This window comes from Actinophytocola sp., assembly GCF_036002505.1.
GTDB lineage: Bacteria > Actinomycetota > Actinomycetes > Mycobacteriales > Pseudonocardiaceae > DASYTH01.
This window is the reverse complement of sequence record NZ_DASYTH010000122.1, coordinates 35,648-57,585: the sequence shown is the minus strand read 5'-3', so window position 1 is coordinate 57,585 and position 21,938 is coordinate 35,648. Positions and strand designations below refer to the sequence as shown.

At 69.8% G+C, this 21,938-nt stretch carries 21 protein-coding genes and 1 pseudogene; 11 read left to right on the top strand and 11 right to left on the bottom strand.

The genetic code is table 11. The features are described from left to right. Positions 1-48 precede the first annotated feature (48 nt). Genes VGR06_RS10490 through VGR06_RS10475 form a run of 4 tightly spaced genes read left to right on the top strand, consistent with a single transcriptional unit; the run spans position 49 to position 4,815 of the window. Positions 49-1,947 carry an SCO2524 family protein gene (locus tag VGR06_RS10490; RefSeq protein WP_327558807.1) on the top strand — a complete coding sequence of 633 codons (1,899 nt, stop codon included), beginning with the start codon at positions 49-51 and terminating at the stop codon, positions 1,945-1,947. Beyond that, positions 1,948-2,859 carry an SCO2523 family variant P-loop protein gene (locus tag VGR06_RS10485; RefSeq protein ID WP_327558806.1) on the top strand — a complete coding sequence of 304 codons (912 nt, stop codon included), beginning with the start codon at positions 1,948-1,950 and terminating at the stop codon, positions 2,857-2,859. Continuing rightward, complete coding sequence (locus VGR06_RS10480) at positions 2,856-3,890, top strand: SCO2522 family protein (RefSeq protein WP_327558805.1); 1,035 nt, start codon at positions 2,856-2,858, stop codon at positions 3,888-3,890. The genes VGR06_RS10485 and VGR06_RS10480 overlap by 4 nt, the downstream gene beginning before the upstream one ends. Beyond that, positions 3,874-4,815: an SCO2521 family protein gene (locus VGR06_RS10475; protein WP_327558804.1), complete on the top strand. Its 942-nt coding sequence runs from the start codon at positions 3,874-3,876 to the stop codon at positions 4,813-4,815. Before VGR06_RS10480 ends, VGR06_RS10475 begins: the two co-directional genes overlap by 17 nt. A gap of 42 nt (positions 4,816-4,857) precedes the next feature. Here VGR06_RS10475 and VGR06_RS10470 read toward each other — a convergent pair whose 3' ends face one another. Next, entirely contained in the window at positions 4,858-5,688 is an 831-nt protein-coding gene (locus VGR06_RS10470; protein ID WP_327558803.1) for a hypothetical protein, read from the bottom strand. 220 nt (positions 5,689-5,908) lie between these two features. Between VGR06_RS10470 and VGR06_RS10465 the strand changes: the two genes are divergently transcribed. Then, positions 5,909-6,562, top strand: coding sequence for an N-acetyltransferase (locus VGR06_RS10465; RefSeq protein ID WP_327558802.1), 654 nt, complete (start codon positions 5,909-5,911; stop codon positions 6,560-6,562). Here the strand turns inward: VGR06_RS10465 and VGR06_RS10460 are convergent. The 6 genes from VGR06_RS10460 to VGR06_RS10435 form a co-directional block, all read right to left on the bottom strand. Continuing rightward, positions 6,559-7,245 carry a hypothetical protein gene (locus VGR06_RS10460; protein WP_327558801.1) on the bottom strand — a complete coding sequence of 229 codons (687 nt, stop codon included), beginning with the start codon at positions 7,243-7,245 and terminating at the stop codon, positions 6,559-6,561. The two genes, VGR06_RS10465 and VGR06_RS10460, sit on opposite strands and share 4 nt — an antisense overlap. A gap of 75 nt (positions 7,246-7,320) precedes the next feature. Then, the gene (locus tag VGR06_RS10455; protein WP_327558800.1) at positions 7,321-8,574 is read right to left on the bottom strand and encodes an ATP-binding protein; all 1,254 of its coding nucleotides are present in this window, start codon (positions 8,572-8,574) and stop codon (positions 7,321-7,323) included. A 149-nt stretch (positions 8,575-8,723) separates the two neighbouring features. Continuing rightward, on the bottom strand, positions 8,724-10,604 hold the full coding sequence (locus VGR06_RS10450; RefSeq protein WP_327558799.1) for a UvrD-helicase domain-containing protein: 1,881 nt from the start codon (positions 10,602-10,604) through the stop codon (positions 8,724-8,726). Between the two features lie 87 nt (positions 10,605-10,691). Further along, the gene (gene rnhA, locus VGR06_RS10445) at positions 10,692-11,150 is read right to left on the bottom strand and encodes a ribonuclease HI (RefSeq protein ID WP_327558798.1); all 459 of its coding nucleotides are present in this window, start codon (positions 11,148-11,150) and stop codon (positions 10,692-10,694) included. A 90-nt stretch (positions 11,151-11,240) separates the two neighbouring features. Beyond that, entirely contained in the window at positions 11,241-11,444 is a 204-nt protein-coding gene (locus VGR06_RS10440) for a cold-shock protein (protein WP_327558797.1), read from the bottom strand. A gap of 195 nt (positions 11,445-11,639) precedes the next feature. Beyond that, entirely contained in the window at positions 11,640-12,317 is a 678-nt protein-coding gene (locus VGR06_RS10435) for an MBL fold metallo-hydrolase (protein ID WP_327558796.1), read from the bottom strand. A 119-nt stretch (positions 12,318-12,436) separates the two neighbouring features. Here VGR06_RS10435 and VGR06_RS10430 point away from each other — a divergent pair. Further along, positions 12,437-13,504: pseudogene (locus tag VGR06_RS10430) on the top strand (acyltransferase family protein); the annotation flags it as partial. A 59-nt stretch (positions 13,505-13,563) separates the two neighbouring features. Here the strand turns inward: VGR06_RS10430 and VGR06_RS10425 are convergent. Continuing rightward, positions 13,564-14,367 (bottom strand): maleylpyruvate isomerase family mycothiol-dependent enzyme, encoded by an 804-nt coding sequence (locus tag VGR06_RS10425; protein WP_327558795.1) that lies wholly within the window; start codon positions 14,365-14,367, stop codon positions 13,564-13,566. A 170-nt stretch (positions 14,368-14,537) separates the two neighbouring features. On the opposite strand from VGR06_RS10425, the gene uvrA reads away from it, so the two are divergent. Further along, positions 14,538-17,417, top strand: a complete 2,880-nt coding sequence (uvrA, locus tag VGR06_RS10420) for an excinuclease ABC subunit UvrA (protein WP_327558794.1) — start codon at positions 14,538-14,540, stop codon at positions 17,415-17,417. Between the two features lie 132 nt (positions 17,418-17,549). On the opposite strand, the gene VGR06_RS10415 is transcribed toward uvrA, so the two are convergent. Further along, positions 17,550-18,434, bottom strand: a complete 885-nt coding sequence (locus VGR06_RS10415; RefSeq protein ID WP_327558793.1) for an oxidoreductase — start codon at positions 18,432-18,434, stop codon at positions 17,550-17,552. A 9-nt stretch (positions 18,435-18,443) separates the two neighbouring features. Then, on the bottom strand, positions 18,444-18,782 hold the full coding sequence (locus tag VGR06_RS10410; RefSeq protein WP_327558792.1) for a luciferase family protein: 339 nt from the start codon (positions 18,780-18,782) through the stop codon (positions 18,444-18,446). Between the two features lie 80 nt (positions 18,783-18,862). On the opposite strand from VGR06_RS10410, the gene VGR06_RS10405 reads away from it, so the two are divergent. From VGR06_RS10405 to VGR06_RS10390, 4 genes are all read left to right on the top strand, one after another. Continuing rightward, complete coding sequence (locus VGR06_RS10405; protein WP_327558791.1) at positions 18,863-19,438, top strand: hypothetical protein; 576 nt, start codon at positions 18,863-18,865, stop codon at positions 19,436-19,438. A 148-nt stretch (positions 19,439-19,586) separates the two neighbouring features. Further along, positions 19,587-20,159 carry a sigma-70 family RNA polymerase sigma factor gene (locus VGR06_RS10400; RefSeq protein ID WP_414637220.1) on the top strand — a complete coding sequence of 191 codons (573 nt, stop codon included), beginning with the start codon at positions 19,587-19,589 and terminating at the stop codon, positions 20,157-20,159. Next, positions 20,156-20,875: an anti-sigma factor family protein gene (locus VGR06_RS10395; protein WP_327558790.1), complete on the top strand. Its 720-nt coding sequence runs from the start codon at positions 20,156-20,158 to the stop codon at positions 20,873-20,875. The genes VGR06_RS10400 and VGR06_RS10395 overlap by 4 nt, the downstream gene beginning before the upstream one ends. 32 nt (positions 20,876-20,907) lie before the next feature. Beyond that, positions 20,908-21,354 (top strand): polyketide cyclase, encoded by a 447-nt coding sequence (locus tag VGR06_RS10390; RefSeq protein ID WP_327558789.1) that lies wholly within the window; start codon positions 20,908-20,910, stop codon positions 21,352-21,354. Positions 21,355-21,484: 130 nt separating this feature from the next. Here the strand turns inward: VGR06_RS10390 and VGR06_RS10385 are convergent, their stop codons facing one another. Then, positions 21,485-21,937, bottom strand: a complete 453-nt coding sequence (locus tag VGR06_RS10385; protein ID WP_327558788.1) for a (2Fe-2S)-binding protein — start codon at positions 21,935-21,937, stop codon at positions 21,485-21,487. Between the last annotated feature and the right edge of the window lies 1 nt (position 21,938).

Sequence of the window (21,938 nt, the reverse complement as noted above, 5' to 3'; positions counted from 1 at the left end):
CGCGCGCGAGAACCCCAATCGGCTTGACATTCCTCCAGGACGGCTAGCGTGAGAATCCAACCGCGACGACAGCTCCTCGACGTCTGGAGCTCGGTGGTTCGTACCGCGTTTCAGGACGGCCAGTGGACCTGGGGCGGCCGCGACGAGTCGAACTCCATCAGCGACGCCGAGCAGCTGCTCTGCCTGCTGTACCCGGCGACGGAGCTGACCAACCTCGCGCTCGACCGCCCGGACAGCATGGCCGACGACGTGGCCGCGACGCTGAGTCCTCTCGGTGGTCCCACCACGATCCCGCAGCGGCTGGTCGCCGTGCTCGAGGAGTACATCAAGCGGTACACCGGCGAGGACGGGGAGCCGGACTTCGCCGGCGGCAGCTACCTGCGCACCGCCGCCGACAACGAGGCCGGTCCGGACTCGTCCGGACCCGGAGTCACCGACGAGCAGCTGCGGATCGGTGTCGTCGACTCCTACTCGATGTCGGTGACGCTGTGCCTGGCCGCCCTCGGCTTCCTCGGCGTGTTCCGGCCGCAGGCCGGCCGGCGCCAGACCGGGCTCGCCGAACGGGTCGAGCGCCTCGAGGGCGCGTTCCGCGACCGGCTCACCTGCGCCATGATCGGTCTGCTGCGCAGCTTCGTGGTGAACGCCGTGACGCTCAACGATCCGGAGCACCACCACATGCTCCGGATGATGAACCAGAACAACTCGTCCGACGAGGTGGTCCGGGACCAGCTGTCGGACCGGCTGCTCCGGGTGCGCACCCGGCTGCTCGACGACGTCCGCATCGGTGTCAACGTCGAGGTTGGCCTGGACGACGAGTCCAAGCTGTTCGAGTGCGGGTGGGGCTGGGGCGTCGTGCGGAACGCGACCGAGGTCAAGATCGCGCTCGAGGGCACCAGCCGGATCAACCAACCGTTCATCGGCAGCCAGGACGGCGTCGCCGACCCGCGCCCGTACCTGTACTCCACAGTGCTGGCGCTGGACGGCATCAACGACCTTCGGTCGTCCCGCACCCGTGAGCTCGGCCTGCTGACCGACGAGCAGCGCACGCTGAACGAGGCGCTGCAGCTGCGCTGGGACCTGACCCAGCGCTACTGGGCCACGATCGCCCGGTTCGGCGGCGGGAAATGGCCGCTGGAGGACATCCCGTGGCAGACGTCGGACGGTGAGGAGAAGGACTACTTCAGTCTCCTGGTGTCCGCCGTGCTGGTGCAGGACCTGGAAAACCGCGAAGCCACCGACGACGACCTGAACCGCCTGGTAGCGATCTTCGAGTCGCTCGCCCAGCGCGGTCGCATCACCCGCCGGGTCACGCAGAACGACCCCGCGGTGCGGATGCACGTGCCGGGCGAGCAGATCCGCCTCGGCGGCACCGCCGCCCTCGGCCCGCAGCTGTACTGGACCATCGCGGACTTCGCGCCGCTGCTGCTCAAGCGCGCCGTCCAGTCGGCCCGGCTGTCCGCCAACGTCGACGCCCGCGACCAGCTCATGCAGGTGGCCGAGGCGACGATGGACCACCTCAACCGGCGGCGGATCTCGCACGGCCCGGCGGCCGGGCTCTGGGACGACCCGGCCGAGGCGCTGTTCCCCCATGAGGACCGCAAGCCCATCGACGCGCCCTCCTGGTACCTCACCGAGCGGGTGGTCGAGGCGCTGGTGACGGCCGCCCGCACGTTCGCCGACCCACCGCTGCGCAGCCCGCAACTGCGGTCCCGCGCGCTCGAGGTGCTGCACGAGGCCGACCACCTGCTCAACAAGGAGATGCTGGACGCCGGCGCCGACGACAACCCGGCCCGGCGCGCCACGTTGACCGGCATCGAGGCCACCCTCGCCCGCGCCCGGCGCATCGTCATCCAGCAGCCCGGCACCGCCAACGCGCTGGCCAACGAGGCCCTGCGCAAGCTGGACGAGCTGGCCGTCGCCCACCTCGACGCGACGAGGAGCATGTAGATGCTGGTTTTCGCGGCGTCGGACAAGGGCGGCACCGGCCGGTCGGTGACCAGCTGCAACATCGCCTACCACCTCGCGCAGCGCAAAAGCGTGGCGTACCTCGACTTCGACTTCGGCTCGCCCACCGCCGGGGCGATCTTCGAGGTGGCCAAGGTGGAGCGTGGCATTGACGGCCGGGTCGGCACGCACTCGTATCTGAACGGCGTCGCCTCCGACCCGCGCCAGGTGGACATCTGGCAGAGCTCCAGCCGCACGCACCTGCGCACCGCGAACACCCGGGCCCACCGGCTCGTGCTCTTCCCGGGGGACCGGGGCGGCGCCGAGTTCCCCAACTCGGTCGAGCGGGTCGAGCGCTGCATCGAGCTGTTCGTCAAGCTGGACTCCGAGTTCGACGTGTGTGTGGTCGACCTCAGCTCCGGCCGGTCGGTGGCGGTGGAGATGGTGCTGAAGGCGACCGCCTCCACGCCGCTGCGCTCGCTCGCCGCGCGCTGGCTGGTGTTCCACCGCTGGACCCAGCAGCACATCGTGGCCGCGCACAGCCTCGTCTTCGACGCCCGCGGGTTGCTGGAGGTCGGTAAGCAGGCCGGCCACGACCAGGACGAGCTTTTGGACTCCATCCGGTTCGTCCGCACCGCCGTACCCAACCTCAACTCGCACCTCGCCACCGACAACGCCGCCCAGGCAACCTGGCTGCGGGCGTGCGACGAAGAGCTGAAGAAGCTCGCCAACCGTCACAAGCTGGGTCGCAGCCGGACCTTGGGGCAAACCCCGATGGAGCCGGTGCTGCAATGGCGGGAACAAGTGATCTCGGACGCGGACGTGGCCGCCAACATCGCCAACGAGGCGACGGTCACCGCGTTCCGGGAGCTTGCCGACAAGCTGACCGACAACACGTGGTGGGAAAAGCTGTGAGTACGCCGGATTCCGTCACCTATAGCGAGGCGGCCGAGCAGAACGAGCCGCGGCACCTGCAGCTAGCCCACCTCTCCATCGAGGTGGGTCACTTTTACATGAAGGACCTCCTCGACGGCGAGGACCGGATCCGGGCGCAGTTTCGCCGGGTGGCGCCGTGGATTGACGCGGCCATCGCGAGCGTGGCGGCCGAGTTCGGCCCGCGGCCCCGGGTGAGCACCTGCTTTCTGATCGACGACTATTTCGGCAGCCACACCAATCCCGCCGAGATCATGAAGAAGCTGCTGCGGATCGCGGACGAGTGCGGCATCAGGTTCGACTACATCGCCAGGGAAGCCGGCTGCGCGGTGGCCGAGAACGTGCCGCTGGCCGAGCTCACCGCGGCGATGCTGCTGCCCGAGCCGCCGGTGGGCACCAACGGGTCCCGGCCGCCGCTGCACGAGACCGGCTGGCTGTGCAACGGCGAGCGGTCCGCCGACTCCGACGCCGACCAGGCCATGCAGGTCCAGGAATGGCGCCCGCCGCAGGAGTTCGGCCGGCGCAACCATTCGATCTTCGTGGACGTGGAGCTGTGGAGCTGGAAGGAGCGGGTGGAGAAGGCCGACGGCCGGCTCGTCTCGCAGCGCACCTGGTCCTGCCCGTTCCTCGCCGCCGTGTGGCATCTGCTCCGGCTGGGCATGCTGCGCCACTACGGCGAACCGGTCGCGCAGCCCCAGCTCTGGGCGGATGACGCCGACTGGCCGGAGCACTGGAGCGACCTGCCCACGGTCATCCAGCTCAGCCCGGCGGCCGCGCCGTTCTCCGCCTACCGCACCGCGTCCATCCTGCCGCGCTCCTACCTCGCCATCGAGAACGCGGTGGACGTGATCCTCGGCCACCTCGACCTGGACCGGGCGGTGATCCACCAGGTGGTCGACCGGGGCCGGACGGAGAAGCTGGCCGTCCCGGAGGACATCCGCCGGCGGGTTTCGCACATCTTCGTCGAGGACGTCGACGAGAGTCTGGGAACGCCCGATGCTGATCGTGGGTGAGGTCCGGACCAGCCTGCTGCGCACGTCCAGCCGGCTGGGCCGGGCCGAGGTGGTCGACCTGCTCGGGCTCAAGCCGGGCCAGCGGGTGCTGGTCACGGACCGGCCGGTCAACCGGTCGGTGTCCCCGGACGTGATGGTCGGTGTGGACTGCCGGCTGGCGACCGAGCCCCTGACCCGGGCCCGCGGCATCGGCACGGTGGCCGCGCACGCGGTGGTCACCGGCGGGCTGGTGCTCCAGTCCTCGGCGAAGGCGCGGCTGGAGAAGGCCGCGGCCAACCACCGGCTGGCCTGGGCGCACTACGCCAGCCAGCGCGGCGTGGTCGAGGTGATCAGCAGGGCCGACGTGCCCCAGCTCGCCCGCGGGCACCGCACGGTCGTGCCGGACGGAGCCGTGCTCGATCTCGGTGCGGTGAGCGAGTACCTGATCGGCAACGTCCAGCGGCGGCCGCAGCTCGACCATCAGATCGCGATGCGGTCCCGGTCCACCCGGGTGCGCTGGACCGCGACCGTGGCCGAGGGCGCCGACCCCGCCGTCCGGCTGCATGTGGACGACGACGTGCGGCGCACCGTCGAGCTGAGCCTGCCCCCGGCCCTGCTCGAGACCGCCGAACGGTTCTGCGAGGACCTCGCGCTGCACGACTGGCTGATCACCACGCTCGCCGGGGCGATCGACCAGGCCGACCGGGACATGGCGCTCGGCGTGGACCCGATCAAGACGCTCACCAGCGCCGTCGAACGCCTGGTGCACCTCTGGATGCCCGGCGCGCACGTCGACCTGCCGCTGCGCTCCCTGTGGGCGGCACTCGAGACCAGCCCCGGCTTCTCGCTCCAGTGGAACGCGCAGGTGGCCCGGATCCGCGACCTGATCGCGGTGCGCACGCTCGAGGCCCTGGAGCGCGTCGGCCAGCACGACGCCAGCTGGTGATGTGCCGGGAGTGAACGTGACGTTGCTTCCCTCCGACCCCGTCTAGATCCGGAACCACCGGTGTACCAGCAGGGCGAAGAACACGCTCAGGGAGACCGCGCTGACGTAGCTTTCGGTGACCAGGAGCATCTGCGCGGTTGCGGACAGCTCGTCGGAGCCCTGTGGGTCGAGGTAGTTGGTGACGCTCAGGTAGATGCCGTGCCAGACCGAGCCGGGCACGGTCAGCGCGACGCCGAGGGAGAACACCACGAGCTGGATCGCCACCCAGGCCAGCAGGCGGTACGGCTTGTACCCGTAGCCGCACAGCGTCCAGGAGACGGCCAGCAGCGCTTTCGGCAGGCCTGGGCCGGTCGACTTCTGCCGGAACCGGGTCCGCTCGTACAGGCAGCGGTCGCGGCCGGCGTTGTCGCTCAGCAGCAGGTAGATGCCGGCCGCGCGTTCGAACGCGAGCGCGGCGTGCAGGAGCAGGCCCTCCTTGCCGCAGGCCGCGCCGATCCGCTCGAGGATCGCGGCCAGCCGGCCGTTCTGCGCCTGGGTCAGCCGCAACGGTCCGCGTGACTCCACCTCGGCGGCCATCAGCGCGGCGAGCAGCGCGCGGCACCGGTCCTCGGCCGACGTGTCGTCGTCGCGCTCGCGGTAGAGGTGGACGAACGCCAGGCTTTCCCGGTTGCGCGGCCCCGGCGGCGGGTAGCGGTCGAGCACGTCCGCGGTGTAGTGCTCGAACCGGTCCAGCAGCATGATCTCCTCGGCCCGCTCCAGCCTGCCGTCGGCCTTCGCGGCGTCCACCAGCTCGGCGTAGTGATCGACACGGCGGATGATGGCGGTGGTGACGGCGTCGACGAACGCCGAGGGTTCGGACGGGGATGCGGGCATGAGTTGACGACCAGGCGTGGCTCAGCGCGCGGCGAAACCGCCGGACGACCTGGCCCGGGACCAGGCGGGCGGACCGGAAGCTCCCCGACTGCGACTCATGGCCTCATTATCATCTAGCGACCGGAGCACCGAATGCGCCATTCGGGTGGTAATCGAGCGGAATTCGGCGGCCGGTTGGCGTATCACGGTCACCGTGCGGGGCGGGCGATGGTCCGGTCGCGTGGATCCCCGCGGGCTTGGCAGTGATGTTCACGGGATTGTCATGGCCGGGAACGGCCGTATTATGGTCACTGGGTGGGGCGTAGGCATCCCGCACAGTAATGCTGCCTTTGTGGCCGTGTGCGCCGGCCGCGCCAATCGAGAGAGATCTGGAGGCGAAATCGTACCCCGTCAGCGCGAACCTCATGACACGGTCGTCGGTGGCCCGATCGATGACCGGGATGTCCTTATCCGGAAGGCAAGATCGTCTGATCTCGAGGAGTTGGAGGCGCTCGACGGCTATCCGTACTTCGTGCTGCGGCAGATGTTCGACGTCTACGGAGACTTCTGGATGGTCGCCGACTACCCTGCCGACCACCCCGCCGACCTGCTCGGCTACGCGCTCGTCGCGCCCTGCCCCGACCGGGAGTCGGCCTGGCTGCTCAGCGTTCTGATACGTTCGGACTATCGGCGCCGCGGATACGGTCGATACCTCGTCCATTCATGCCTGGACGCACTCCGCTCGGCGAATTTCCAGCAGGTGCGCCTCACCGTCAGTCCCATCAATACTATTGCTGTCAAGCTTTATGAATCCCTGGGGTTCATCACGAAGTCCTTCCACGAGAACTATCTCGGCCCGGGCGAGGATCGGCTACTGATGGAACTCGACCTCTAAGGCCGCGGAAACTGTGCCGCGACCTCAGCCAGCGCCTTCAGGATGTCGGGCGCCAGGTGGCCGCCGGCGGGCTCGGCCTCCGCGACGGCAACCTGGCTGCCGGTGCGCGCGGAGCCGTAATGGCGGCCGGTGAACCTGATGTCCGCCAGACCCAGCAGCCCGGATGACAGCGGTTTGATGTCGCCGGTGCCGTAAACGTCGATAAGCGCCGTGAAGTCACCGGCCTGGCCGCGTGTGCGGAATCCCACCCACGCGACGGACACCACCGCGTTGTTGCCGGCGCCGTCGCCGACGGCGAACAGGATCCGGTCCAGCGACGTGCACGGCGTCCGCAGGAAGAACTGCCGCACCTGCCCGAACGACGCCGCCAGGCACTTGGCATCCTGCTTGGCCGTCTTCTTCAGCTGACGCATCCCCAGGCGCTGCCAGGCTCCCTCGGCGTCGCCCTTCCTGGCCGCCTTGCCGGCGTCGGCCTTGCGCGCCGCGAGGTTCGGCGCACTCGCCGACGACCCGGCACCGCCCCGGCTGGCGAACAACGAGGCCGCCTCCCCGCCCGCACCGGCGACGCCCAGCACCCCGGCCACCAGCACCCCCGCGGCCACCAACGGGCCAGCTCCGCCCTTCTTGGGGGTGATCGGTCTTGTTTTGCCGTTCTTCTGGTAAAACCCGGCTGGCTGGGTCATCGCGCCCTCCCCGCCTCGATCCGGCGAGAGTAGGCCGCGCACCGGCGGGTCAGCGTGTCAAATGAGGCGCGGTACTCAGGGGGCGAGGTGCCACACCGCGTCCAGCGGCAGGGCTCGGATCTTCGCGCCGAACGGCAGGGTCTGCGCCCCGGTGTAGAGCACGATTCCGGCGACGAACCGGTCGCCGAGGAGGTTCGCCAGGTTCCGCAGGCCGCGCAGGTCCTCGGTGCGCACGGTGGCGCCGGCCTTGACCTCGACGCCGACCACCCGGCCGTCCGGGGTCTCGAGCACCGCGTCCACCTCGAGCTTGTCCTTGGTCCGGTAGTGGAAGAGCCGGGCCCGCTCGTCCGACCAGGTCAGCTGGCGGGCGAGCTCCATGACCACGAGGTTCTCCAGCATCGGCCCGGCCGCGCCGCCGGGCTCGCCGAGCCGCGCGGCGTCCTGGCCCACCAGATGAGCGGCGATCCCGGTGTCGACGAACGCCAGCTTCGGGGTGCCCACGGCCCGCTGCGTCTGCCCGGACGACCAGGCGGGAACGCTCTTGATGAGGAACACCGAGGACAGCAGCTCCAGGTAGCGCACCAGGGTGGTCCGCGGGATGCCGGACTGGTTGGCCACCGCCGCCGGGACGAGCAGGCCGCCGGTGCGCCCGGCGAGCAGGCCGAGCAGCTTGAGCAGGTCACCGTGGCGCTCGATGCTGGCCAGCTCCAGCACGTCCCGTTCGATCAGCGTGGACAGGTAGGAGTCGAAGAACGCCGTGCGTCGCCGGGGAGCGCGGCGCACCGCCTCGGGAAAGCCGCCGACGACGGCGCGTTCCAGATAGTCGCGGCGGCGCAGCGCCGAGGAGTGGTCGATCGTCGGGCCGTGCCGGAAGGCCGCGTCGACGAACCGGTCGGGCCCGCCGCTGATCTCGCCCTGGGAGAACGGCCACAGCTCGATCACCTCCATCCGGCCGGGGAGCGCGTCCGGCAGCGTGCGCAGCGCCAGCACGCGGGACGACCCGGTCAGCAGGAACCGGCCGGGCGCCGGATCCAGGTCCACCCGCACCTTGATCGGCCGGAGCAGCTCCGGGACGAGCTGGATCTCGTCGATGACCATGAGCCCGTCATGCTCGACGAACCCGGTCGGGTCGTCCCGCGCCGCCCGCAGCGTCGCCGGATCATCCAGCAGGCGGTTCACGGTCCCCGCCCGGTCGCCGGCGGCCAGCCTGGTCAGCGTGCTCTTCCCGGCCTGCCGTGCCCCGTTGACCAGCACGATCCGGGTGTCCGACAGTGCCTCGCGCACCAGCGCCTCGGCGCGGCGCGGGATCAGACCGGGTAGTTCGACCACGGCTCGATTGTTCCGGACAATCAAGATCAACGGTCAACTGGACACGCCTTTGGTGGTCATTTAGCCGCCGCCATCGTGGTCACATAGACGGATGCCTAGCGGTCACCTGGCCGCCGGTGCTGATGTCGAGGCGCCCGCGCATCCCCGGCTCACCGGTCGGTGTTGGGCTCCGCCACGGCCCACCACAGGAAGTCTCGGGCCCGGGTGGCGGCCACCAGGTGCTGCCGTTCCTGCCGCATCCGGGTCTCCTCCTCGATGGCCGTGCCGGTCGCGGCGTTGCGGGTGAAATGGACGGCCAGGACGGCCTGGAAGTCCAGCCCCTTGGCCCGGTGGACCGTGCCGACCTTCAACCGGTCGTCGGGCTCTCCCTCGTACTGCTCGAGCGGGAGGAACGCGATGCCGGCCTTGCGCAGGACGGCTGTGCACTGGTCCAGGTCACGGCGCTGGAACGCGATCAGCGCCGTGTGTCCCAGCAGAGGCGCCGGCAGGGCGCTGATCGTCTCCACCAGCGCGCCCGGCAGGTCGCGCTCGGGCCCGCGCCAGGATCTGGCCTCGCCGCCCGAGTTGGCGACCTCGGCGTCCCGCAGCGCGACGCCCGCCGCCCCGTCCAGGTCGTCGACCTCGTTCACCGCGTCGAACCGCTGCGCGAAGCCCAGCACCTCGGCCCGGTTGCGGTAGTTCACCCGCAGCACCTCCCCGCGGCCCTGTATCGGGATGCCCGCATCGGACAGCCGCCACCCGCCCGGGTACACCTGCTGCTGCCCGTCCCCGACCAGGAGCAACCGGTTCTGCCCGTCCCCGGCCAGCTGCCGCAGCAGGCGCAGGCCGTTCAACGTGATGTCCTGCACCTCGTCCACCACGACCGCCGCGTACGGCCGCTCGACCGGCCGGGCGGTGAGCTCGGCCAGCGCGATGCTGATCATGTCGTGGTGGTCGTGCAGCCCCTTCGCCGCCAGATTCTCCTGGTACCCCTCGAACAGCCGCCACACCAGCGCGCGCTGCGCGGCGTCCAGCCGGAGGGTGCGTCCCCGCCTCGGCACCCGGACGTACTCCTCGAGGGTCTGGATCCCCCGACCCTTGATCACCCGATCGATCTCGGCCTGCCAATAGGGCGGTGACTTCTCCAACAATTCCAGGGGTGCGCGGTGCGCCATCCAGGCCCGCCCGAACGCGGTGTCGACCTGGCTGGGCACGACGGTTATCTCCCGGCCCCGCGCAGTCAGAAACTCGCGAATCCACGCGTGCAGGTTGGTGAACTCCACCCGGTCGGCCACCTCCGGCGCCAACCGCCGAAACGACTTCTGGTGCACCAGCGGCAGGGTCCGCACGAACGCCGTGAACAGCAGCGGACCGGTGCTCTGCATGGCCAGGTAGCGCAGCCGGTGCAGGGCGACCACGGTCTTGCCGGTCCCGGCCGGACCACTGATTCTTGCCGGGCCCATGTAATCCCGCTTCACGACGGCATTCTGCTGCGGATGAAGAAAGCTCATCCAGGTGTCGAATGGCCGCTGCTGAGCCTTCTCCAGGTTCTGGTCGGTAACGTCCTTTTCCTCGATCAGTTTGGACTGGTCCTGTTCGCGCTCCGGCGGCGACACCCGTAAGTACCGGAACCCGGGCAGTCGCGCGGACACCTGGTCGGCAATCGCCCCCACCTGACGGCGATCCAGATGTACCGCGTCCCGATCGAATAGTCGCGGCAACTCCAGCTCGCTCAGCAACCAGTACCGCCTGCTGTGCGCGCCGTCCCTGGGGCTTCCACCGGGAACGATGACCACGTGCCGAACGCCCGCCGCCAGCACCTGCCCGCGCGACCCTCGAATGTCGGCGCACCGTTCCTCGGCGTGCCGCATCACCTCGTGGGCGATCACCGCATCGGGTGGCTCCTCGCCAATCATCGCGGCGAACAACCCACTCGGTCCGATCAGGAAGGCATCCGCCTGCCGCGCCCCATCATCCCGAACGAACAGATGCCAACCCTCAGCCGTGCGCACGAGCAACGCGCTCAGCACCCTTCGCCGCAACGCGCTCATCTCCGGGAGGGTCCGCCCGATCAGCTGGTCAGCCTCGCGCTGAACCTTCCGCCGTCCGTGTTCGCTCAGAGCCATAAAGGCGATTATCTAGCCCCGCGCATTCGCCGCGGCGAGAGCCTCCCGCATCCCCTGCACCGCGAGGCGGTCGGCCCGCTCGTTGTCCGGATGCCCCGCGTGCCCCTTCACCCATTCCCACTGCACGTCGTGCACCGCCGCGGCGGCCTCGAGCCGCTGCCACAGATCGGCATTCTTCACCGGCTCCCGGCCCGCCGTCCGCCAACCGTTCCGTTTCCACTGTGCCATCCATTTTGTGATGCCATTGCGGACGTAGGTGCTGTCCGTGTAGAGCCGCACCACGGACGGCCGCGTCAGGCTTTCCAACGCCCGAATGGGAGCGGTCAGCTCCATCCGGTTGTTGGTCGTCCGCCCGGCCTCGCCGCCGCGCAGCTCCTTCTCGTGCCGGCCGGACCTGAGCAGGGCACCCCAGCCGCCCGGCCCCGGATTGCCGCTGCACGCCCCATCCGTGTAGATCTCCACCACCGCCACGCCCGCGAACCTATCGGCTCCGCGCCCCGAACACGGGCAAGCCCCGCCCGGAAAACCGGACGGGGCTTGCGTGCCTGGAGTTGAGCCAGGTCAGATGATGGTGATGCGGGTGGCTTGCGGGCCCTTCTGGCCCTGGCCGACCTCGAACTGCACGCGCTGGTTCTCCTCGAGCGACTTGAAGCCGCTGCCCTGGATCTCCGAGTAGTGCGCGAAGACGTCGGCGCCGCCGTCGTCGGGGGCGATGAAGCCGAAGCCCTTCTCGGAGTTGAACCACTTCACGGTGCCCTGAGCCATGCTTTCTCCTGCAGTCAGCGGTAACGAGTCGCCACCGGTGCGGCGACCCGGGTGTCTGCGGCGGGGGCCTTCTCCGACCAACTGGAGGGATTACACACGCCCGCAACAACGTTTCGCGAGCGCGCGCAAACACGAACACAAAACGAACAACCCAAAACGCAGCCTAGCACGTGACCGGCTCACCCCGCGCCGGCCTCACCACCCGCGTTCCCGCCACTCGTCCAGATGCGGCCGCTCCGCCCCGAGCGTCGAGTCGTCACCGTGCCCCGGGTAGAACCAGGTCTCGTCCGGCAGCTCGCCGAAGATCCGCGACCGCACGTCCTCGAGGAGAGAGGTGAAGTTCTCCGGGGACATGGTTTTGCCGACGCCGCCGGGGAAGAGGGAGTCGCCGGTGAACAGGTGGGGGTGGCCGGTGGGGTCGCGGTGGACGAGGGCGAGGGAGCCGGGGGTGTGGCCGCGGAGGTGGATGACGTCGAGGGTGACGTCGCCGACGGAGATGGTGTCGCCGTGGGTGAGGAGGAGGTCGGGGGGAACCGGGAGGGGTCCGGCGTCCTCCGGGTGGGCGGCGGTGTTGGCGCCGTAGGCCCCGGCGATCGCCCCGAGGGCCTGCCAGTGGTCGGGGTGCTGGTGGGTGGTGAGGATGGTGCGCAGGGTGGGCCGGTCGTCGGCGTGGCCGATGAGGTCGGACAGCCGTTCCGGGTCCGCGGCGGCGTCGATCAGCAGCGCCTCGCCGGTCGCGCGGCAGACGAGCAGGTAGGCGTTGTTGTTCATGGGGCCCACCGACAGCTTGGTGATGGTGAGCGTGGGCAGCACGCGACGGGCGGCGTGGCCGCCCGGTTCGACGTGGCCGGTGTAGTCGTCGACGATCTCCACGGTCGCTGACGGTAGCCTATGGCGAACTTACAGCTCTAGTTAAGGCACTTCACAGGTTTGCGCCATAGCTTCGACGGGAAGAGAGATTGTGACCGACTGTTGCCGACACCTGTGAGCCTGTGCCGAATTCCACGCCCGTGAGCCCTGCCCGGACCCAGCGCAAACTGAGCTGGGACGTTCTGCGGGTCGTGGCGGTGTGCTCGGTGATCTTCCAGCACATCACCCACCAGGCCCCGATCAACCATCCGGAGCTCGGCCCGTACCCGGTGACGCTGCCGCTGCAGTTCGGGGCCAGCACGCTGATGGTGATCTCGGCGTACTTCGTGTGCGTCACCGTGCGTCGCGGGGAGACGGTGCGCTGGCTGGGCAAGCGCCTGGCCCGGGTGCTGCCGGCGTACCTGGTGGCCGTCGTGGTGACCTACCTGGTGTCCCGGATCGCCGCGATCATGATCAACGGCTACCGGTTCGGCGGTCCGCTGTCCCTGCTGTTCGGGCACCCGCTGCCGGCCAGCGGCGGCCCGGCCTTCCCGTGGTACATGCCGAGCCTGGCGGACCTGGTCGGCAACCTGCTCATGGTCCAGGCCTGGTCGCCCGGCCTGCACTGGATCGACGCCTCGTACTGGACGCTGCCCGCCCAGGTCATGGCGTTCACCGCGGCGGCGATCCTGTGGCGGCGGGGGCGGTGGAGCGGCCGCCGGCTGCCGGTGTTCCTCTGGACCATGGTGGTGGCGCCGCTGGTGATCCGGTTCCTCTGGCGCGGCGACGACGCCGCACAGTGGATCAAGTCCGCCTTCGACGGGCTGGCCCTGCACCGGGTGGCGCTGTTCGGCGCCGGCGTGGCCATCTGGCTGTGGACGTCGAAGCGCATGTCCGGCGCGCACCTCGCCGCCTATCTGGCCGCGGTGCTGGTGGCCCAGGACGCGCACGCCTACTTCACCGACACCCCCTCGACCGTGGCCTTCGGCGTCATCCTGCTGGCCATCGTGGCGGCCGCCGGCGGGCCGGACTGGAGCGTCGGGCCGCTGCGCCGGTTCGCCCCGGTGATCACCTGGCTGGCCGCGATCTCCTACGGGCTGTACCTGGTCAACCAGGAGCTCGGTTTCGTCGTGGCGCGGGTGCTGCTGAACGCCGGTGCCGGCGCCTGGTGGCGGATCGTGATCTGTGCCGCGGTGATCATCATGCTCGGCTGGCTGATGACCCGGTTCGTGGAGAAGCCGGCGTACCGCTGGCTCACCGGTGCCGGACCTCAGCCCCAGGCGGCGAGGTCGGGCAGCTTCCCGGTCAGGCCGGTGCCGCTGCCGCGCCCGGTCAGCCAGGCCACCATGGCCGGGGCCGGACCGCTGATCTCCTCAGAGCTGATGGCCGCCGGCACGCGGATGTCCCAGCTGCGCTGACGCCCGCCCGGCAGCTCGAAGCGGACCCGCACGGGGTCGCCCTCGGCGCGCGCCGCGTGCGGGTAGACCGCCGACTCCAGCAGCAGCTCGAGATGCCCGGGCGGGATGTCCTCGAACGCCACGCCGGCGTCCAGGTCGACCAGGTGCACCCAGACCTCGAACAGCCGCATCCACGGAACCTCGCCGGCCGGGAACGTCCGCCCGGTGCGATGGGCGATCGTGGCCCGCCAGTCCGCGCCGGCAAGGCGCCCGGCGTAGTCGTCGAGCCGGCCGCAGGCGGCCAGCAGATCCTCCCGGATCACCTGGGCGAGCCGCTGCGCACCCTCCTCGATGTCGGCGTCCCGGTCCGCGCGGCTGAGGTACATCGGGTGCTCGATCCCGGTCCGTGCCCAGGTGAGCAGGTTCACCAGGGCGTCGGCGTTGCGGGCGAGGTGGGTGACCACGTGCGCCCTGGTCCAGCCGGGGAGCTTGCTGGGGAGCGCGACCTCCCGGTCGTCCAGCCCGGAAACCACGCCGTGGAGCCGTTCGGTGGCCTCGCGCACCGCCGACAGCCCGGTCCGGGCGCGCTCCAGTGCCGACCGATCGGCAGAGCTACGCTGGGCGGGCACGGTGTCGTGCTCCACCGACGTTCCCGGTGTGGTGCTTGATCCCGTCATACCGACATCCCCGGCGCGATCGGTTGTTGGAAGTTGACAGCCTATTACGGCTTTACCAACGACCGGAACCGTCCGGTGGCGGTTGGCGGACAGGTACCGCACGGAATTGTCGGTGCCCGGTCCTAGCATGGCCGTGGCCCAGCCGTCACAGCTCGACCGAAGGGAAATCAGTGGCCGACCGCCTCGTCGTCCGCGGTGCCAGGGAGCACAACCTGCGCGGCGTCGACATCGACCTGCCCCGGGACAGCTTGATCGTTTTCACCGGGCTGTCCGGCTCCGGCAAGTCGAGCCTCGCCTTCGACACCATCTTCGCCGAGGGCCAGCGCCGTTACGTCGAGTCGCTGTCGGCCTATGCCCGGCAGTTCCTCGGTCAGATGGACAAGCCGGACGTGGACTTCATCGAGGGCCTCTCGCCCGCGGTGTCCATCGACCAGAAGTCCACCAGCCGCAACCCGCGCTCCACCGTCGGCACGATCACCGAGGTCTACGACTACCTGCGGCTGCTCTACGCCCGCGCCGGCAAGCCGCACTGCCCGATCTGCGGTGAGGCGATCAGCAAGCAGACCCCGCAGCAGATCGTCGACCAGGTGCTGGCCATGGACAGCGGGGTGCGCTTCCAGGTGCTCGCACCGGTCGTCCGCGGCCGCAAGGGTGAGTACGTCGACCTGTTCTCCCAGCTGCAGTCCCAGGGTTACGCCCGGGCCCGGGTGGACGGCGTGGTGCATTCGCTGACCGACCCGCCGAAGCTGAAGAAGCAGGAGAAGCACGACATCGCCGTGGTGATCGACCGGTTGCAGGTGAAGGCCAGCGCCAAGCAGCGGCTCACCGACTCGGTCGAGACGGCGCTGCGGCTCGCCGACGGCCTGGTGGAGCTGGAGTTCGTCGACCTGCCGGAGCACGATCCGCACCGGGTGCGCGGGTTCTCGGAGAACCTGGCCTGCCCCAACGGACATCCCCTCGCCATCGAGGACCTCGAGCCGCGGTCGTTCTCGTTCAACTCGCCGTACGGCGCCTGCCCGGTGTGCACCGGGATCGGGGTCAAGAAGGAGGTCGACCCCGAGCTGGTGGTGCCGGACGACGAGCTGTCCCTGGCCGACGGGGCGATCGCGCCGTGGGCCGTCGGCCAGACCGCCGAGTACTTCGAGCGGCTGCTGGCCTCCCTCGGCGAGGCCGTCGGGTTCCGCATGGACACGCCGTGGAAGCGGCTCTCGGCCAAAGCGCAGAAAGCCGTGCTACACGGCGTCGACGAGCAGGTGCACGTCCGCTACAAGAACCGCTACGGCCGGGAGCGCTCGTACTACGCCAGCTACGAGGGCGTGATCCCGTTCCTGGATCGCCGGCTGGACCAGACCGAGTCCGACTACATGCGGGAGAAGTACGAAGGGTACATGCGCGAGGTGCCCTGTCCCGCGTGTCAGGGCACCCGGCTCAAGGCGGAGATCCTCGCGGTCACGCTGGAGCACGCGGTGCTGGGCCCGCGGTCGATCGCCGAGGTGTGCGCGCTGTCGGTGCGGGAGTGCTCCGAGTTCCTCGACGGGTTGTCGCTGGGCCAGCGGGAGAAGATGATCGCCGGCGCGGTGCTCAAGGAGATCCAGGCGCGGCTGCGGTTCCTGCTCGACGTGGGGCTGGACTACCTGTCGCTGGACCGGGCGTCGGGGACGCTGTCGGGCGGCGAGGCGCAGCGGATCCGGCTGGCCACGCAGATCGGCTCGGGCCTGGTCGGCGTGCTGTACGTGCTGGACGAGCCGTCGATCGGGCTGCACCAGCGGGACAACCACCGTCTCATCGAGACGCTCACCCGGCTGCGCGACCTGGGCAACACGCTGATCGTGGTGGAGCACGACGAGGAGACCATCCGCACCGCCGACTGGGTGGTGGACATCGGGCCGGGGGCGGGGGAGCACGGCGGCGAGATCGTCCACAGTGGATCCTTCAAGGAGCTGCTGGCGAACCGGCGCTCGCTGACCGGGGCGTACCTGTCGCGCCGCGAGGAGATCCCGGTGCCGATGATGCGCCGGACGGTCAACCGCAAGCGCCAGCTCACCGTGGTCGGGGCGCGGGAGCACAACCTGCGCGGGATCGACGTGTCCTTCCCGCTCGGCTGCCTGGTCTCGGTCACCGGGGTGTCCGGCTCCGGGAAGTCCACTCTGGTCAACGACATCCTGGCCACGGTGCTGGCCAACAAGCTCAACGGCGCGCGGCAGGTGCCCGGCCGGCACACCCGGGTGCGCGGGCTGGACCTGGTGGACAAGCTGGTGCGGGTCGACCAGTCGCCGATCGGCCGCACCCCGCGGTCCAACCCGGCCACGTACACCGGCGTGTTCGACAACATCCGCAAGCTGTTCGCGGCCACCACCGAGGCCAAGGTCCGCGGCTACCAACCGGGCCGGTTCTCCTTCAACGTCAAGGGCGGCCGCTGCGAGGCCTGCGCCGGCGACGGCACCATCAAGATCGAGATGAACTTCCTGCCCGACGTCTACGTCCCGTGCGAGGTCTGCAAAGGCGCACGCTACAACCGCGAGACCCTCGAGGTGCACTACAAGGGGAAGACGATCTCCGAGGTCCTCGACATGCCCATCGAGGAGGCCGAACGCTTCTTCGAGCCGATCAAGGCCATTCACCGATACTTGAGCACGCTGGTGGACGTGGGGTTGGGCTACGTCCGCCTCGGCCAGCCCGCGCCGACCCTCTCCGGCGGCGAAGCCCAGCGGGTGAAGCTGGCGTCCGAACTGCAGAAGCGCTCCACCGGGAAGACCGTGTACGTCCTCGACGAGCCCACCACGGGCCTGCACTTCGAGGACATCCGCAAGCTCCTCGGGGTGATCAACGGCCTGGTGGACAAGGGAAACACGGTCATCGTCATCGAGCACAACCTCGACGTGATCAAGACCTCCGACTGGATCATCGACATGGGGCCCGAGGGTGGTTCCGGAGGGGGAACGATCATCGCCGAGGGCACGCCGGAGCAGGTCGCCGAGTTGGAGGACAGCTACACCGGCCAGTTCCTCTGCCAGGTCCTGGGCGGTGAGACGGCAGCAGTCGCGGGGTGAGGTAGGAGCGGGTCCGTTCCAGCACGCGAGTCGTACCGTCTGGCAACCGAGTCGTACGTTCCAGCAACCGAGTCGTATCAGCTGGCAACTGAGTTGTACGTTCCGGCGGGCGAATTGTATTTCCGAGGCTGGTTAGGTTTGGGGGGTGAGTTTGTAGATGACGTCGGTGAGGTGTTCGGAGAGTTCCCAGAGGCGGCGGGCTACTTCTTCGTTGTGGGAGGCGGCGTTGGAGCGGACAACTTTGGGGTGACCGCGGTTTTCCATGAAGCCGTCGGGGCCCAGGTAGGTGGCGGTGGGGACGTCCATGGTCGCCGCGTAGAGGGTGGGGAGGGCGCCCATTTCCGCTGATTGGGCCAGGCGGTTGCCCAGGGACATTACTTTGTCTTGAATTGATTCTGTGTGGGATTGGAGGTTGGTGGCGGCGTAGCCGGGGTGGGCGGCCAGGGATTTAACCGGGGAACCGGCTGCCGTGAGGCGGCGGGAGAGTTCGTAGGTGAAGAGGAGGTTGGCGAGCTTTGACTGGGCGTAGGCGAGCCAGCGTTGGTAGCGGCCGCTTTCCCAGTTGAGGTCGTCGAGGCGGATGCGGCCCAGGCGGTGGACGCCGCTGGACACCGTCACCACTTTGTCGCGGATGCGGTCGAGGAGCAGCCCGGTGAGGGCGAAGTGGCCCAGGTGGTTGGTGCCGATCTGCATTTCGAAGCCGTCGGCGGTGCGGCGGAGGGGGAGGGCCATGACGCCGGCGTTGTTGATCAGCACGTCGAAGGGGTCGGACAGGGTTGACGCGAAGGAGCGGATCGAGGAGAGGTCCGCCAGGTCGAGGGGGCGGACTTCGACGGTGCCGGCCATGGTGGCAGCGGCGGCTTCGCCCTTGGACACGTTGCGGCAGGCGATGATCACATGGGCGCCGGCGCGGGCCAGTTCGCGGGCGGTGGCGGCGCCGAGGCCGCTGTTGGCGCCCGTGACGACCACCGTTCGGCCGGATTGCGCGGGTATGTCGGCGGCTGTCCACTTGGCCATGGGGTGAGCCTAGTGGGGTGCGCGGGGTGTGGCGCCCGGTGGCGCGCGGTGGGCGGAGGCGGCGAGCTCGACGAAGTGGACGGCTCGAGTCAGGCCGTCGGGGCCGGCGATGTCGACGGTGATCCAGTCGGAGGTGGCCGGCCGCAACGTCACCGTGGGGTCGGCACGCAGCGACGTGCGTAGGGAGCGGATCAGGGCGCGGGTGAGGCGGACGTCGAGCAGGGTGTCCGTCTCGAAGTGGGCGATCTCGGTGCCGTTGACCCAGTAGGCGAGGTCGGGTTTGTAGCGGGACTGGCTTTCCAGCACGCCGTCGATGGTGGTCAGGGCGGCGCGGACGGGCTCGGTCATACCCGGAAGAAATCATGATGAACCGGTCTGGGCAACCGTTCGTGTGGAGGGTGTTGAACCACGTAGCAGGAGGTTGACCCATGATCCGCACCCGAGTCGGCATCGTCGTCGCCACCGCGGCGGCCGGGTTGCTGGCGCTGTCCGCGTGCGGCGTCAAGGAGACGATCAGCGGCTCGCCGCAGCCGGTGGCCGCACAGCAGCAGGCTCAGCCGGCGGGGCAGCAGCAGCAGCAACCGCAACCGGCGGAGCCGCGGGCGGCCGAGGCGAAGTTGGCGGTGGCCGAGGTCGGGTCGCTGGGTGCCGTGGTCACCGACCAGAACGGTCGGACGTTGTACCGGTTCGACAAGGACAAGGCGAAGCCGCCGACCTCGAACTGCAACGGGGACTGCGCGAAGACGTGGCAGCCGTTCACCGTTCAGGACCTCGGCGAGGTCCAGTTGAGCAATGTCGACAAGAGACTGGTTGGCACGGTGGCCAGGGCCGACGGAACGAAGCAGCTCACGCTGGGCGGCTGGCCGCTTTACCGCTACACCGGGGACCGCGCCGCCGGGGACGCCAAGGGTCAGGGCGTCGGCGGCACCTGGTTCGCCTCGACTCCGCTGGGCAAGAAGGCGGAGGCGGCCGCGGCGGTACCCGATGCTGGTGGCGGTTACTGACAGGCCCCGCCGGGCGGGGGCGCTCCAGCCCCTTCCGCTCCCGCCCGGCGGATCCGTACCGAAGGGTGGACATGCGTCATGGACCGGTCCAGTACTGTTCTCGCCGACCACGGTGGTGTCCGATTCAGCCGGGCAGGTGAGGGCAGGCGTGACGTTCCCAGGCTTGCGATCGCGCCAGAAGCGCGCCAAGCAGGAACCCCGCGCGCCGGGCGAGGACCTGATCCGGTTCCTGTACCAGGAGCACGGCCGCAGCGTGCTGGCCTACGCAACCCGGCTGACCGGGGACCGGGCCGCCGCCGAGGACGTGCTCCAGGAAACCCTGCTGCGCGCCTGGCGGCATGCCGAGGACCTGCAGAACGACAGCAAGGGCTCGGTGCGCGGCTGGCTCCTGACGGTCGCACGCAACATCGTCACCGACCGGGCCCGGGCGCGTGCGTCCCGGCCGCAGGAAGTCGGCGAGCCCGTTGACGTGCCAGCCGCCGAGCCCGACCACGCCGAGCGCGTGGTCAACTCGATGGCCGTGCTGGGAGCCATGGACACGCTTTCCGCCGAGCACCGGGAGGTGCTTGTGGAGATGTACTACCGGGGTCGCACGGTGACGGAAGCCGCGCAGGTGCTGCGCATACCGCCGGGTACCGTGAAATCGCGGTCCTACCACGCCTTACGCGCCCTGCGGGTGGCGCTGGCCGGACGTTCCGGAGCAAGGGAGGTGCCAGGATGAACCCGGTCGATCATGACCACTCGATGCTTGGCGCCTACGCCCTCGGTGCGCTCGACCCCCGTGAGGCGCAGCTGGTGCACGAGCACCTGACCGGCTGCCCGGACGCCCGGCGCGAGGTGGCCGACCTGACCGATCTCCGCGGGGCGATGGACGACATTCCGCCGGAGGCGTTCCTGGACGGCCCGCCGGACGGCGGCGATCTCACGTTGCAGCGCACGCTCCGGGCCGCGCGCACCGAGCATGCCGGGTCCTTCCGGCCGATGCAGGCCCCGGCCCGGCGCTCCCGGACGGGCCTGGTGGCCGCGGCCGCCGCGGTGCTCGTCGCGGTGGCGCTCGGCGGCGGGATCCTGATCGGCCGGCAGACCGCGCCGTCCGGTGGCAACGTGGCCGAGTCCGGCACGAACGTGCCCGGGGCCGTACACCGGGAGGCCAAGGACCCCGAAACCGGGGCGACCCTCAAGATCGACCTGGTGAAGCAGGCCGGTTGGGTGCGGGTGCACGCGTTCGCCTCCGGCATCCCGAAGGGCGAGCCCTGCCAGCTTCTGGTGATGCCGCGGAACGGGCAGCCGGTGCTGGCCGGGAGCTGGCTGGTGTCCGACGCGGGCGCGAAGAACGGCACGCCGCTGGACGGCACGGCGCTGATCGACCCGGCTCAGGTGGAGTCGATCGACGTCTACACCACGGACGGCCGGAAGTTCGTGTCGGTACCGGTCTGAACCACGTGGTGCGGCGGAGGCGTACTGATCACGTGTCGCTGAACGAGTACCGGTTCCGGAACGTGTGGTCCCTGGAGGTGGCCGCGGCCAGGCTGTTCGGTGCGCTGGTCGACCTGGCGAACTATCCGGCGTGGTGGCCGGACATCCGCTCGGTCAGCCGGGTCGACGACGACACCGCGGAACTCACCTGCCGTGCCCTGCTGCCGTACGCGCTGGTGTTCCGGCTGCACCGGACCGAGCAGGACGAGCGGGCCGGCCGGCTGCGCGTCGACATGACCGGCGACCTCGAGGGTTACGTGCAGGGGATCGTGGCCCAGCACGAACCGCGCCGGGCCCAGCTGGAGATCGCCCAGCAGGTCGTGGTCAACAAGCGGCTGCTGCGCCGGCTCGCCCCGGTGGCCCGGCCGCTGTTCCGCGCCAACCACGCCGCGATGATGCGCCGCGGCCACCGCGGCCTGCGCACCTACCTCGCCGGTTAGGGCGTGTTTCAGACGTGGTGGGTTGTGCCTGGGGCTGGGTTGGGTGAGTGAGTTCGCATGGCTCGCCGGGGTGGTCCGGTGAATGCGTCTTTCCTCGCACTGGGCGTGAGAAAGGACGCCTTCATCGCACCTACCCGGCAGCTGCGCGCTTGATGGCTTTGCGGATCCGGTGGTAGGTGCCGCACCGGCAGACGTTGTCGATCGTGTCGATGTCGTCGTCGGTCGGGTTCGGCTTGGTGGCAAGGAGAGCGGCCGCGGCCATGATCTGACCGGCCTGGCAGAAGCCGCACGCGGCGACGTCCTCCTCGAGCCAGGCCTGTTGAACCGGGTGCAGGGTGTCACCCTCGGCGAGGCCCTCGATCGTGGTGACCCGCTGGCCGGCGCAGTCCGCGACCGGGGTCACGCACGGGTTGAACGCTGCACCGTTGAGATGGCTGGTGCAGGCCCGGCACACCCCGACGCCGCAGCCGTATTTCGGCCCGGTGACCCCGAGGATGTCCCGCAGCACCCACAGCATCGGCATGTCCGGCGGCGCGTTGACGGTCACCGGCGAGCCGTTCAGCACGAACGTGTAGTTGGGCATC